10 protein-coding genes and 2 pseudogenes are annotated in these 12,835 nt (G+C 62.2%); 3 read left to right on the top strand and 9 right to left on the bottom strand.

The window, feature by feature from the left end; translation table 11 throughout:
- Positions 1 to 7: 7 nt before the first annotated feature.
- Both AB4P94_RS13120 and AB4P94_RS13115 read left to right on the top strand, forming a co-directional pair.
- Positions 8 to 1,417: an MFS transporter gene (locus AB4P94_RS13120; RefSeq protein WP_395610866.1), complete on the top strand. Its 1,410-nt coding sequence runs from the start codon at positions 8 to 10 to the stop codon at positions 1,415 to 1,417.
- A gap of 132 nt (positions 1,418 to 1,549) precedes the next feature.
- On the top strand, positions 1,550 to 2,074 hold the full coding sequence (locus AB4P94_RS13115) for a hypothetical protein (protein ID WP_395610865.1): 525 nt from the start codon (positions 1,550 to 1,552) through the stop codon (positions 2,072 to 2,074).
- Positions 2,075 to 2,211: 137 nt separating this feature from the next.
- On the opposite strand, the pseudogene AB4P94_RS13110 reads toward AB4P94_RS13115, so the two are convergent.
- The 3 genes and pseudogenes from AB4P94_RS13110 to AB4P94_RS13100 form a co-directional block, all read right to left on the bottom strand.
- Positions 2,212 to 2,625, bottom strand: a pseudogene (locus AB4P94_RS13110) (methyl-accepting chemotaxis protein); the annotation flags it as partial.
- A gap of 129 nt (positions 2,626 to 2,754) precedes the next feature.
- A pseudogene (locus AB4P94_RS13105) lies at positions 2,755 to 3,531 on the bottom strand (PAS domain-containing protein); the annotation flags it as partial.
- A gap of 167 nt (positions 3,532 to 3,698) precedes the next feature.
- Complete coding sequence (locus AB4P94_RS13100) at positions 3,699 to 4,568, bottom strand: LysR family transcriptional regulator (RefSeq protein ID WP_395610864.1); 870 nt, start codon at positions 4,566 to 4,568, stop codon at positions 3,699 to 3,701.
- 96 nt (positions 4,569 to 4,664) lie between these two features.
- On the opposite strand from AB4P94_RS13100, the gene gstA reads away from it, so the two are divergent.
- On the top strand, positions 4,665 to 5,267 hold the full coding sequence (gene gstA, locus AB4P94_RS13095) for a glutathione transferase GstA (RefSeq protein ID WP_395610863.1): 603 nt from the start codon (positions 4,665 to 4,667) through the stop codon (positions 5,265 to 5,267).
- Between the two features lie 123 nt (positions 5,268 to 5,390).
- Here the strand turns inward: gstA and AB4P94_RS13090 are convergent, their stop codons facing one another.
- The 6 genes from AB4P94_RS13090 to AB4P94_RS13065 all read right to left on the bottom strand — a co-directional run bounded on the left by AB4P94_RS13090 (position 5,391) and on the right by AB4P94_RS13065 (position 12,636).
- Complete coding sequence (locus AB4P94_RS13090) at positions 5,391 to 6,155, bottom strand: aromatic amino acid lyase (protein ID WP_395610862.1); 765 nt, start codon at positions 6,153 to 6,155, stop codon at positions 5,391 to 5,393.
- A gap of 51 nt (positions 6,156 to 6,206) precedes the next feature.
- Positions 6,207 to 6,785 (bottom strand): aromatic amino acid lyase, encoded by a 579-nt coding sequence (locus AB4P94_RS13085; protein WP_395610861.1) that lies wholly within the window; start codon positions 6,783 to 6,785, stop codon positions 6,207 to 6,209.
- Positions 6,782 to 7,786, bottom strand: a complete 1,005-nt coding sequence (locus AB4P94_RS13080; RefSeq protein WP_395610860.1) for an ornithine cyclodeaminase family protein — start codon at positions 7,784 to 7,786, stop codon at positions 6,782 to 6,784. Before AB4P94_RS13080 ends, AB4P94_RS13085 begins: the two co-directional genes overlap by 4 nt.
- A gap of 85 nt (positions 7,787 to 7,871) precedes the next feature.
- A complete protein-coding gene (locus tag AB4P94_RS13075; protein WP_395610859.1) occupies positions 7,872 to 8,798 on the bottom strand; it encodes an aliphatic sulfonate ABC transporter substrate-binding protein in 927 nt (308 codons plus the stop codon).
- Entirely contained in the window at positions 8,798 to 9,811 is a 1,014-nt protein-coding gene (locus tag AB4P94_RS13070; protein WP_395610858.1) for an ABC transporter substrate-binding protein, read from the bottom strand. Before AB4P94_RS13070 ends, AB4P94_RS13075 begins: the two co-directional genes overlap by 1 nt.
- 188 nt (positions 9,812 to 9,999) lie before the next feature.
- Positions 10,000 to 12,636: a TonB-dependent receptor plug domain-containing protein gene (locus tag AB4P94_RS13065; RefSeq protein WP_395610857.1), complete on the bottom strand. Its 2,637-nt coding sequence runs from the start codon at positions 12,634 to 12,636 to the stop codon at positions 10,000 to 10,002.
- Positions 12,637 to 12,835: the final 199 nt, after the last annotated feature.

Genomic DNA, 12,835 nt, shown 5'->3' with positions numbered 1-12,835 from the left:
TGCCTTCATGCCTGCACTCTCAACTGCCGACGGCATCGACCCGGTCCGCGCCGCCCATATCAGCGCGCGCATCGACCGCCTGCCCGCCGTGGCAACGCTTTGGCGCCTGGTGGCGTTGCTGTCGATTGGCGGCTTTTTCGAGCTGTACGACCTGTTCCAGACCGCTTACATCAGCCCCGGCCTGATCAGCGACGGGCTCTTTCACACCGGCAGTGAAGGCGTGTTCGGTTTCTCCGACCAGGCCGCGTTCGCCTCGGCGACCTTCCTCGGCCTGTTCCTCGGCGCCAGCCTGCTCAGCCCGATTGCCGACCGCTTCGGGCGCCGGGCGATCTTCACCTTCGCGTTGATCTGGTACACGGTGGCCACGGTGCTGATGGGCGTTCAGACCTCCGCGCTGGGCATTATCTGCATGCGTTTTCTGGTGGGCATTGGCCTGGGCATCGAGCTGGTGACCATCGACGCCTACCTCTCGGAACTGGTGCCCAAGCGCATGCGCAGCTCGGCGTTTGCCTTCGCGTTTTTCATTCAGTTTCTGTCGGTGCCGGCGGTGGCGTTGATGTCGTGGTGGCTGGTGCCACAGGCGCCTTTCGGCATTTCCGGCTGGCGTTTGGTGGTGTTGAGCAGTGCAGTGTTTGCGCTGTTTATCTGGCAACTGCGCAAACGCTTGCCGGAATCACCGCGCTGGCTCGCGCAAAAAGGCCGCTTTGACGAAGCCGATGTGATCATGAGCAGCCTGGAAACACGCTGTGAGCAGGATCACGGCACGCCGCTGGACACGCCCGAACCGCAGGCCGTCAGCGTGCAAGGCAGCGGGCGTTTCGCTGATATCTGGCAACCGCCGTACCGCCGTCGCGCATTGATGCTGATCGTGTTCCATGTGTTCCAGGCCATCGGCTTTTTCGGCTTCGGCAACTGGCTGCCGGCGCTGCTGTCGGGCCAAGGCGTGAGCGTGACCCACAGCTTGCTCTACGCCTTCATCATCACCCTCGCCTACCCGCTCGGGCCGTTGCTGTTTGTGAAAGTGGCCAACCGCTTTGAAAACAAATGGCAGATTGTCGGCTCGGCTTTGGGCGCGATGGTGTTCGGCAGCTTGTTCGCGTTGCAAACCACGGCGGTGGGGCTGGTGATCTGCGGGGTAATGATCACCTTTTGCAATGCCTGGCTGAGCTTCAGTTATCACTCCTACCAAAGCGAGCTGTTCCCCACCAACATCCGCGCACGGGCGGTCGGGTTCTGTTATTCGTTCAGCCGCTTGTCCACGGTATTCAGCAGTTTGTTAATCGGTTTTATCCTCGAACACCTGGGCACGCCGGGCGTGCTGGCGTTTATCGCCAGCAGCATGCTGATCGTGATGGTCACCATCAGTTGGTTCGGGCCGCGCACGCGCAACCTGGCGCTGGAAAACATCGCCCACTGACGGCAAGGGTTAGCCGCCGGCGGGACAATAATTGCCGCGCCGGCCAGGTCATCCCCAATAAAACCGGGGGTGGCGCACCCGGCATGCTATTTGCTCCACCTGTCGGACCGAACACAGCCCAGGTGAGCAATCATGCTGATCAACAACAACACCCAAGCCGCATCCACCACCGTGCAACAGCTCAAGCGCCCCGACCTGGACCCGGCCAACGCCGCTGCCAGCACGCTGTACAGTGGCGCCCTGCAAGCAGCGCAACAATCGGTCACGGTGCCGACTGCGCAGACCCAACTGGACAAGGCCAACGACCGTATCGACGAAGCGTTCGCCAAGACTCGCGTTCAGTTGCAAGCCACCACGGCAGCGTCTGCGCCGGCCACCCCACCGGCCACGGATGTGCCAGCCAGCGGTTCGTCTTCCAGCACCGCGCGCGCTGACTTCACCGACTACATGAACAAAACGCCCGCCGAACGCATTCGCGAGCAACTGCTCAAGGAGCAGGGGCTGACGGAAGCCGAAGTGCAGGCCATGCCGAAGGAAAAACAAGACGCAATCGCCAAGGAAGTGGCTGACCGGGTGAAGCAGCAGCAAGAGCAGCAAGTAGCCGCGAAAAGCAGTGACCCGGCGCAGGCGGTGAAAGAAACTCTGGCGGCGATTTAACCAGTGTGAACACTGGCTCGTGTGGGAGCTGGCTTGCCTGCGATGGCATCAACTCGGTTTACCTGATACACCGAGGTGGCTGCATCGCAGGCAAGCCAGCTCCCACATGGGTTGTGCTAACCACAGGTTCAATAGGTTTACTGCAACTGCAACGTCGAGTTGAACTGGCTGATCGCATCCACCACATGCCGTGAGCCTTCCTGAATCTCCAGGATCACCTGCCCCGCCTCGTTCGCCAGCTCCACGCCCAGCCCGGTGCGGCTCAAGCTCGATTGCATGCTCGACACCGCGCTCAGCGACAGGTCGTGGTTCTTGCGCACCACGTCCACAATCTCCACCGTCGCCTGGCTGGTGCGTGCCGCAAGGCTGCGCACTTCATCGGCCACCACCGCAAAGCCGCGCCCGTGTTCGCCCGCCCGCGCCGCTTCAATCGCCGCATTGAGCGCCAGCATGTTGGTTTGCTCGGCAATGCTGCGGATGGTCTGCACGATGGCGCCGATGATGTCCGACTGCTTGCTCACCGCGTCGATGCTCTGGGCGGCCTGGTTCAGGTCGTGGGAAATTTCTTCGATGATCTGCACGGTTTGCTGCACCACCTCCGAGCCCTTGCGCGCGCAGGCATCGTTTTGTACCGACGTGGCGTGGGCCGAATCGGCGGCGGTGCGCAGGGTGGTGACCTGGTCAGTGATGTCGCTGGCGAACTTCACCACTTTGTAGAGGCGCCCGTTGGTGTCGAAGATCGGGTTGTAGGACGCTTCCAGAAACAGGGTTTTGCCGTATTTGTTCTTACGCTCAAACCGGTGCGAGTGATATTCGCCCCGGTTGAGCGAGGCCCAGAACGCCTTGTAGGCCGGCGATTCAACCTCGGCGCGATGGCAGAACATGCTGTGGTGCTGGCCGATGATTTCTTCACGCGAGTACTGCACGGTGCGCAGGAAGTTGTCGTTGGCGTTGAGGATCTGGCCCTGAGGCGTGAATTCGATCACCGCCATGGAACGGCTGATGGCGTCGATCAGGCTCTGGTTTTCATGTTCGTGGTGCACGCGCGTGGAAATATCCGACGCCACTTTGATCACGCTCTGTACCTGGTTATGGCTATCGAGCACCGGCATGTAGCTGGCTTCAAGCCACACTTCCTGGCCACGTTTGTTCAGGCGCATAAAGGTGCCACTGAGCGCCTCACCCCGCGCCAGGTCGCGCCACAGCTTGGCGTAGGCCTCGGTGTGGGTGTAGGCCTCTTCGCAGAAGATCCGGTGATGTTTGCCACGAATCTCCTCGGCGCTATACCCCATGGCTTTGCAGAAATTTTCGTTGGCATCGAGGATCACGCCATTGCGGTCGAACTCGATCATCGCCATGGAACGGCTGATGGCGGCGAGTTTGGCGTTGGCTTCGGTGAGGGCGCAGGAGAAACGTTCGATTTCTAGCAGGTCGGATTTGTGCTGGCGGTTAAACATGGTCAGATCACCCTTGATTCCCGGCGCCTTAGAGGCGCATTCCATTCATTTTTTGGATAGTGCTGGCAAACCTTCATGGGGAAATAACCATCCGAAACGCTTTATATGCCAAACGTCATCAACGGTTCTGAGTCAGCATAGACAGGGCTTGGCGCTATGCAAGGCCACTAGTCAGCGAGCATTTTTAACAATGCACTGACCGCGGCGGAAGGCGCACGGGTCGGCGAACCGACCAAGGCAAATTCACGGTGCAACGGCTCCGTCAACGGCATCACGCGCAGGCCGTTGCGCTGGGCTGGCAGGGCCATTTCCGGCACCAGCGTGACGCCCACGCCCTCGCGCACCAGGCTGTAGGCGCTGTTCCATTCGCGCACTTCCACGCGAATATCGCTCAGGGTCAGCCCCGCTGCCGTGCCCAGGCTGCGCGCGTTGGCGGTGCAGCCGCCGGTAGCCAGCACGAAAGGTTGCTCCAGCAACTCGGCCAGCGTCACGGTCGCCTCAGCCGGGCGCTTCGCAAAAGGGTGACTGACAGGCAGCACCGCCATCCAGAAGTCACGGCCCAGCACCGTGGCATTGCGCTCGGGCTTGGGGTTGAGCACCACGCCCAAGTCAATCAGGTCGGCGTCGAGCAAGGTGTGTACTTCGCTGTCCGTAACGTCCAGCGTGGTGACGTCGATACCGGGGTTCAATTGCCGGAAACGTTGCAGCAATGGTGTCAGAAACGTCGCCAGCACCATGGGGAAACTGGCGATGCGAATGCTCCCTCGCAGCAAGGGGCGTGCTTCGTCAACGGTGGCGCGAATGGTCTGTAGCGCCGTCATCATCACCCGCGCCTGCTCGATCACAGTCAACCCCAATGCAGTGGGCAAGGTCTTGCGCGGCTCGCGGGTAAACAGTTGCGCACCCAGGGTGCTTTCCATGGACGCCATGGCCTGGCTGGCAGCGGACTGGGTCATGCCCACCTGCTCGGCGGCGGCGGTAATGCTGCCGTGATCGGCTACAGCCACCAGCAAGCGCCAGTGCATCAGGTTCATCATGGCAGTAGCCGTCCTTATGGATGGGGTCTGAAGGTTTAATTTTACGCACGGTGCCATGCCCGCGAGACTGGCGCAAATTCAACGGAGTACCTTTAGATGAAACTGTATTTCTTCCCCCACGCCTGCTCCCTTGCCCCCCACATCGTGTTGCGGGAATTGGCGTTGCCGTTCGAACTGGTGCGGGTGGATAACCAGACCAAGACCACCGCCAATGGCGAGAATTTCCTGCAGATCAACCCCAAAGGCTATGTGGCCGCGCTGCAACTGGACAATGGCCAGGTGCTGACCGAAGCCAGTGCGATCCTGCAATTTTTGGCCGATCAAAAGCCTGAGTCGGGCCTGGCACCGGCCTATGGCAGTTGGGAACGCGTGCGTTTGCAGGAGTGGCTGAACTTCATCGCCAGTGAAATCCATGGCGGGCTGGCGATTTTCTTCAACCCGGTGATTCAAGGGGAAGTGCGGGCGATGTTCCTGGCCACGCTGTTCAAGCGCTTTGCGGTGCTGGTGCAGACGCTGGAGCAGCAGGATTATCTGTTGGGTTCGGCGTATTCGGTGGCGGATGCGTATTTATTTGTGGTGCTGCGTTGGGCGGCCTTCAACGACATTGATCTGGGTGATTGGCCGGCGCTGGCGGCGTTTCAGCAGCGGGTGAGTGAACGCCCAGCCGTAACCGCTGCGTTGGCTGCCGAAGCCGCCTGATCTGAAATGCAATCAACTTGTGGGAGCTGGCTTGCCTGCGATAGCGGTACATCAGTTACAGATGCATTCACTGACCTACCGCCATCGCAGGCAAGCCAGCTCCCACAGTTGATCTTCGGTGGATTAGAAAATGGGGTTCAGTTGGTTATTGGTGATGAACGCACTCAACGCCAACACATCCACCGAACCCGAACGATCCTGATCCAGGTGCGCCACCTGGCTGCGTACCGCTTCATGGATCTGCCGGGTACCCTGCCCCAGGTGCAGTGCTGCGCGCAAATCCACCGCTTGCGCAGCTACGATCAGCTCGATGCTGGCCAACCACAACACCCGCTCGGTCAGCCGCCGGGTTTTGTCGACCACGGCCAGCGCTTGCCCCGCATAGTCTTCCACCCGATCCGCCACTGGCACGCTGACCGCCGGCAATGGGTTGGCCAAATGCCCAATCTCTGCCACCAACGCCGAACTGGTGCGCTGCAAGGCCGCCATCCCCACATGCCCCGGCTGGGTGATCAAAAACCGTGGCAAATCACTGGAAGCCGGCGACAGCAGCTTGGCAATCCGCTCGGCACTGCACGCGGCGACCCGGCTCAAGGCCAACCCCAACCCTTCGGCCGCCAGCGCCAGATGCGTGCTGTCGAAATTCGCCGTGGCCAACACCAACGACTCCTCGCTGATCAGCGCCGGGTTGTCCGCGCCGCTGCGCAGCTCCAGCTCGACCAAATCATGCAACTGTTGCAGCGCCTGTTGCGCCGCGCCTTGAACCGCCGTGGCGCAGCGAAAACTCAGCGGGTCTTGCAGGCGACGTGGGCTGCCCGCCAACTCGCCGCCTGCAAGCAACTGCAACAACGCCGCCGATTGTTCGGTTTGCCCAGGCGCCGGGCGCAAGCGTGAAGCCCATGGCTGGAACGGGCTGAGGTTGGCGCGATAGCCTTCGCACTACAACGCCAGCGCCGACAGCAAGGCGTGCAACACCTGCTGCGCTTCGGCCACCAGCAGCGCGCCGAGGCCGACACTCGCCGCGTTGGCCGAGACCAGCGCCAGGCCGTCTTTACCGGTCAGCGGTACGGACAACGCCAGGCTCAAGTGGGCCAGCGGTGCCAGATCGCTTTCGCCCAAGGAGCCCAGCAACGGCACTTCAGGCTCGATACCCGAGTTGAGCAAAGCCAGCAAGGCATCCGCCGCCGTGGGTGAAATACCAGAGCGACCCTGAGCCAAACCGGCCAAACGCGCGGCGGTGATCGCGCGTAATTCTTGCCGGTTGGCCAAACGACCCACGCCGACCGCACGCCCCAATGGAATGCTCGCCTGCACAGGCGCCACCGGCGTATCCACCGCAGCCCCAAGGCCTGTCGTCACGCCATAAATCGGCGTGCCGCCGGCGACGAGTTTCAGCAGTAATCGGTGGCCGTCGTCGATACGCTGGCGCGCCTGTGCAGTGAATTCCGCGGGGCTGTCTTGCCGCGCAATCGCGAGTAAACCCGCGAGCGTCAGGCCTTGAGGATCAAGCTCAATCATGCCCAGCGCAACCGCTGGCCAAGCCCCAGGCGCTTGGCTTTTTCCAGCAGCGCGTGGCCCAGGGCGATGTCGCTGAGGCTCAAGCCACGGTGCCAGAACAGGATGGTTTCTTCGGGGTTTTCCCGGCCGCTTTTCAGCCCGGCAACGATTTGCCCAAGCTCGGCGTGCAAGGTGTCGGCACTGAGTTTTCCGGCATCCACATGGGCACGCAAGGCGCCAAACAGGCCGCCCTTGCACTGGCCCCAATCGTCGACCACCAACTTGCTCATGATGTCGGTGAGCGACAGTTCCACCGCGCTCATGGTGCCGTAGGGCACCACAAAGGCGCCGGGTTTGATCCAGTCGGTGCGCAGCAACGGCTCGGGCTGATCCAGGCGCGAGGCCTCGACCACGATGTCGGCGCCGCGCACGGTGCTTTCCCAGTCGTCGGTGACGATCACCGGTTTGCCCAGGTCGCGGCGCAGGCGTTCAGCGAAGGCTTCGCGGCTTTCGCTGCGGCGCGAATGCACGCGGATTTCCTCGAAGTCAAACAGGTGATCGAGCAAGCGCACGTTCCAATACGCCGTGCCGCGCGCGCCGATGTGCGCCAGCACTTTGCTGTCGGGTTTGGCCAGGTACTTGGCGCCGATGGCGGTAACCGCGCCGGTGCGCATGTCGGTGATCGCCGAGGCGTCAAGAATGGCCTTGGGAATGCCGGTAGCCGGGTCGAGCAGGTTTAGAATGGCCAACTCCGAGGGCAGGCCCTTTCGGTAGTTATCGACAAAATCCCCCACCACTTTGACGCCCGCGTAGCCGATGTCGCCGCCCAGCACACCGCGCAGCACGTTGAAGTGGCCGTTGATGCCGCCGCCCGGAATCAGGTGGGTGCGCGGCTCGATCACCGCCTCGCCACGGCCCTGAATTGCCAGGCTGGCTTCGATGGCATTGAGGATTTCGTCGTTGCCCAGGTTCAGCTCATCGATGTCGAGGCCGTTGAGAAAGTCGATGTAGATCGGTTGCATGGTCTGCTCACTGATTAAAGGTTTTAGCAATTTTTGTGGCAAGCGAGCTTCCTGTGGCGAGCCCGCTCGCCACAGAAGTGCAGTGTCACGGGGCTTTGAACACGGCCTGCTGTACGTCGACCTTCTTCGGAATCAGGCCATTGGCGAAAAACAGGTCGGCGGTGCGTTGCTGGTTGGCCACGTCCACCGCTTCCAGCGGGCGGATCGGCGCAGGTGAGCGGTGTTCGAAATAGCTTTTCACCACCGCCGGTTGCAGGCCGAGGGTCTTGGCCATGAGGGCGATGCTTTGCTCCGGCTGGTCGAGGGACAGGCGCTGCGCTTTGGCCAGGGTCTGGATGATCGTGGCGATTGACTGCGGATGTTGTTTGGAAAACGGGCTGCTGACCACAAAGAAGCTGCCGGCCGGGTTAAGGCCCTGGCCGTCGCCCAGCACACGGGCGGAACCGGCGACCACGGCGGCCGAGTAGTACGGGTCCCACACCACCCACGCGTCGACCTTGCCTTGCTCAAACGCTGCGCGGCCGTCCGACGGCGACAGGTACACCACGTTCACGTCCTTCCACTGCAAGCCCGCGCGCAGCAGGCTTTTGAGGAACAGGTTGTGTGCGCTGGAGCCTTTGAGCAGCGCCACGCGCTTGCCCTTGAGCTCGGCCACGCTTTGAATCGGGCTGGCTTTGGGCACCAGCACCGCTTCGGTTTTGCCCTCGTTGGGCTCGACGGCAAAGTACTGCAACTCGATGCCGGCGGCCTGGGCGAAAATCGGCGGGATGTCACCGATATTGCCGATGTCCAGGCTGCCGCCGTTGAGCGCTTCGATCAGCGGCGGGCCGCCGAGGAACTCGATCCACTGCACCTGGGTACCCGGCAGCGCCGCCTCGAAGAGTTTGTGCTCACGGGCGAGCACCATGCTCACCGAGCTTTTCTGGTAGCCGATACGCAGTGTGGAAGGTTCGGCCGCCAGCACATGGCCGGCCACCAGCGACAGAACAACGGCAGCGAGGACTTTAAGCATCAGAGCGCTCCCTTGACCTTGGCGGCCACATCCGCCGGCACCCATTGCTGCCAGACTTGTGGCTGCTCTTTGAGGAAGGCCAGCGCCACTTGACGCGGTTGCTCACGTTTCTCGGCCATGTGCGCAAGGGTGGTGTTGAGCAGGTCGATCGGCAGGTCAACCTTTTCAAAGAAACTCACCAACTGCGGGTACTGCGCCTTGAACGGCGCCGACACGCCAATCGCCAGGTGCGCCGCCAGCGAGCGGGTGCCGATGGGGTGCGGGTTGTTGGCGTCGGCCAGGGTCTTCCAGGCGTCGGCGTTGAACGGCGGCTCTTCCAGCTTGACCAGTTTGAAGCGGCCCAACAGCGGCGTTGGCGACCAGTAATAGAACAGCACCGGTTTGCCACGTCGGATCGACGAGGCCACCTCGGCATCCAACGCCGCACCGGAGCCGGTGCGGAAGTTGACGAAGGTGTCGGCCAGGCCATAGGCCTTGAGCTTCTGGCTGTTGACGATCTCCGAGGTCCAGCCGGTGGGGCTGTTGAGGAAGCGGCCTTTGCTTGGGTCTTCGGGGTCGCGGAATACGTCCTTGTAGCGCGCCAGATCGGCGACCGATTTCAGATCCGGTGCCAGCGGTTTGATGCCGCGTTCGGCGTCGCCCTTGATCACGTATTCGGGCACCCACCAGCCTTCGGTGGCGCCTTTGACGGTGTCGCCCAGGCCGAAGACTTTGCCTTCACTTTCGGCCTTGACCCACGCGGGGCTGCGCCCGGCCCATTCTTCGCCGATCACTTGGATGTCGTCCTTGGCCAGGGCGGCTTCCAGGCTCACGGTGCTGCCGGGCAAGGTGTCGGTAGGCAGGCCGTAGCCTTTCTCGACGATCAGGCGCAGCACTTCGGTGATCAGGCTGCCGCTTTCCCAGGTGATGTCGCCGAAGTGGATGGGTTTGACCGCGTCGGCGGCGTGGGCCTGTTGGGTCAAGGCGGCCAATGCCAGCAGCGAGCCACCGAGCAGGTTTTTTAGTGTTCTCATGAGTAGCCTCTTGGAGATTCGATTTTCAATGCATAAACAATCCAAAGTGGGCAGCGTCAGTGTGGGAGCGGGCTTGCTCGCGAAAGCGGTGTGTCAGGCCCCCGATGTATTGCCTGGCACACCGCTTTCGCGAGCAAGCCCGCTCCCACATTTGATCTTCAGCAACCTCTAGATCGCAGGGTCATTTTTTAAAAGTCATAACTGAGCCGGGTGTAGTAGAACGCCCCTTCCGGCGCGGTCGGTGACAGGTAGCTGTATTGCTGGCCTGGCGTCTGGCGCAGGCGGCTGTTGAAGTCGTCGGGTTTGCTGTCGAACAGGTTGTTCACGCCCACCGACACCCGCAGTTGCTTGGTGAACGCATAGTTCACGTCCAGGTCGGTGGTCCATTGCGCGCTGAATTCCTGGTCGTACTGGGCATTGGCCTCGCTGGCCGCGTATTTACGGTATTTGCCGTAGCGGGTTTCGTTGAGGGCAATCGTCCACTGGTTAAGCTTGTGCACCGCGCCGAACACCAGTTTGTCTTCGGGGTAGCCGTGCTCGATAAAGCCACGGGCTTCGCGGGTCAGCACTTCAAAACCATTGGGGTTTTCGTGGATTTTCTCGATGGTGGTGCGCGCCTTGGTGTAGCCGGCCGACAGCGCCAGGTTGCCGAACTGCGCGAGGTCCAGGTTGTACTTGCCAACGATGTCGACGCCCCGGGTGCGGGTGTCGGCGGCGTTGGTCATGAACTGCGCCCAGGAGTACTGGCCGTAACCGGCATTGGTAAGGATCTGCTCAGCCAACGGCCCGGAAATCCCGCCGCTGAACAGCAGCCGGTCGCGGATCGAAATCTGGTAGGCGTCGATGGTCAGCGAGGCGTTTTCAGCCGGGCGCAGTACCAGGCCCAGCGAGTAGTTGGTGGACTTCTCGGGTTTGAGCGGTTGCGCGCCGAGGGCACGGGCTGCCGGGTTGTCCGCCGGCAGCATGCGCGTCAGCACCGGGTTGCCGTTGGCGTCGAGGTTGGTGGTAGTGGTCCACGAGGTGCCGATCTGGCCCAGGCTTGGCGCGTGGTAGGCGTTGTTGATGGTGCCGCGCAGGCCGACTTGCGGGGTGAAGTCATAGCGCGCCGAGAGCTTGCCGGTGGTGGCCGAACCGAAGTCCGAGTAGTGCTCGGTACGCCCGGCAACGCCGACTTGCAGCTTGTCGGTGACCTGGTTTTCCAGGCCGAAATACACGCCGCCCACATCACGCTTGAAGGTGCCGGCATCGTCCGGGGTCAGGCCGGAAGCTTGCACCGCGCCCACCTGCACGCCATCGATCCCGCCAAAGGAGTACGAGTCGTAATCGCCCGCTTCCAGGCGATATTGCTCATGACGATAAGCCACGCCGCCCGACACGGTCAGCGGGTGGCTGGACCAGTTCACGTCGAGGTCCTTGGCGTAGTCGAGGGTGATGTTGGTCTGGTCGTTGACCAGCGTGGCCACGTTGAATTTGGTCGGGCTGTTGGCGCCGTAGCTTGGGTTGACGGTGTTGAAGGCCAGCTCGTCATGCTCGTCGCGGCCATAGGTGGCGCTCAGGTCAAAGCGGCCGATGGACTCGTCTTCATAGCGGGTGCCCACGGTGACGGCGCCGTCTTCGTAGCGGTAGCGATATTTCGGAATGGTCCCGCCGGGGTAGATCGAGGCGACGTTGTTCGGGCTGCTCGCCAGCAACGGCGGCGTGTTGTTGACCGAGGTGTCCTGGCCGAACGTGGCGAAGCTGTACAGGCGCCATTGGTCGTTCAGACCGATTTCGGCGTTGGCGGCCAGGTTGTATTTGTCGCGCCCGGCACCGCCCCAGCGCGGGTCTTGCACCCGGCCGTCGGCGACGTATTTGTCGCCGATGTCATCGGGTTTGTTGTTCAGGGTGTTGAAGCTCAGGGTCAGGAAACCATCCCCCGGCAGGCCGACGCCGTACCAGCCGTCCGTGGTTTTGCTGAAACCATCGCCTTGAGCGTATTTGCCCAACTGGGTGTTGATGCCGCCGCCGCTGTCGCGCTCCTTGAGCACGATGTTGACCACGCCGGCCACCGCATCGGAACCGTACTGCGCCGAGGCACCGTCACGCAGCACTTCGACGTGGTCGATGGCGCTGATGGGGATCATGTCCAGGTCGACCGGCTGGGCGCCAATGAACGGCACACCGCCGGAGATATTCACCACCGCCGAGGTGTGACGGCGTTTGCCGTTGATCAGCACCAGCGTCTGGTCAGGCGACAGGCCACGCAGAGACGCGCCCTTCGGGTCTTGCCCGCGCGTGGCGCTGTTGTTCTGTGGAAAGTTGAACGACGGCAGCAGCTGGAACAGCGCCTGGTTGAGGCTGGTGGCGCCGGTTTGCTTGAGCTCGTCGGCGTTGATCACGTCTACCGGCGCGCTGCTGGTGAGCGCGGTGGCATTGCTGCGCCGGGTGCCGATGGCGACCACGCGGTCGAGGGTCGGTGCCTGGGCGGCGCTGGTTTGTGCCTTGACGTCGCTGGTCGCCGCTTTGCTCGCGCCTTCCTTGATGATGAACGCGCCGTCCGGGCTGACCTGCACTTGCAGGCCGGTGCCCTTGAGCGCGGCGTCCACCGCCTGGTGCGCCGACAGCGAGCCGTCCACCGTGGCCGACGAGTAATTGCCCAGTTGCGGCGTGAAAGAAATCACCTGGCCGCTTTGGCGGCTGATGTTCAGCAGCACTTCATCCAGCGGGCCGGGGGCGATGTGGTAGACCTGGCGCGCCTCTTCGGCACTGGCGGCAAACGAGAAAAACAGGCTGGCCAACGGCACCAGGGCAAAGGTTCGAAGCGGCACACGGTTGAACTGACTCACATTGGCTCCCCCCAAGAGAACTCCTGAACGCTGCTCCCCGCAGCGCTTACGGGAGTGATGTGGGCCGGCGGGGGGAAAACTTGCAGATCGTTTGGTTATGTCCTTAGAACCCGGTTTTAAAATGAAAACCCGTTCGATGTGGGAGCTGGCTTGCCTGCGATGCAGGCGACTCGGGCTGACAGTTGAACCGGGTCGATGC

The organism is Pseudomonas sp. B22129 (assembly GCF_044218875.1).
Lineage (GTDB): Bacteria > Pseudomonadota > Gammaproteobacteria > Pseudomonadales > Pseudomonadaceae > Aquipseudomonas.
The sequence above is the reverse complement of the archived record's forward strand: the minus strand, read 5'-3'. Positions and strand labels throughout refer to the sequence as shown.

Excerpts from the sequence above, each read along its gene's own strand:
- gstA (WP_395610863.1), top strand. The coding sequence starts at position 4,665 with ATGAAACTGTATTTCTTCCCCCACGCCTGCTCCCTTGCCCCCCACATC.
- AB4P94_RS13075 (WP_395610859.1), bottom strand. The coding sequence starts at position 8,798 with ATGCTTAAAGTCCTCGCTGCCGTTGTTCTGTCGCTGGTGGCCGGCCAT.
- AB4P94_RS13100 (WP_395610864.1), bottom strand. The coding sequence starts at position 4,568 with ATGATGAACCTGATGCACTGGCGCTTGCTGGTGGCTGTAGCCGATCAC.
- AB4P94_RS13080 (WP_395610860.1), bottom strand. The coding sequence starts at position 7,786 with ATGCAACCGATCTACATCGACTTTCTCAACGGCCTCGACATCGATGAG.
- AB4P94_RS13070 (WP_395610858.1), bottom strand. The coding sequence starts at position 9,811 with ATGAGAACACTAAAAAACCTGCTCGGTGGCTCGCTGCTGGCATTGGCC.
- AB4P94_RS13085 (WP_395610861.1), bottom strand. The coding sequence starts at position 6,785 with ATGATTGAGCTTGATCCTCAAGGCCTGACGCTCGCGGGTTTACTCGCG.
- AB4P94_RS13115 (WP_395610865.1), top strand. The coding sequence starts at position 1,550 with ATGCTGATCAACAACAACACCCAAGCCGCATCCACCACCGTGCAACAG.
- AB4P94_RS13120 (WP_395610866.1), top strand. The coding sequence starts at position 8 with ATGCCTGCACTCTCAACTGCCGACGGCATCGACCCGGTCCGCGCCGCC.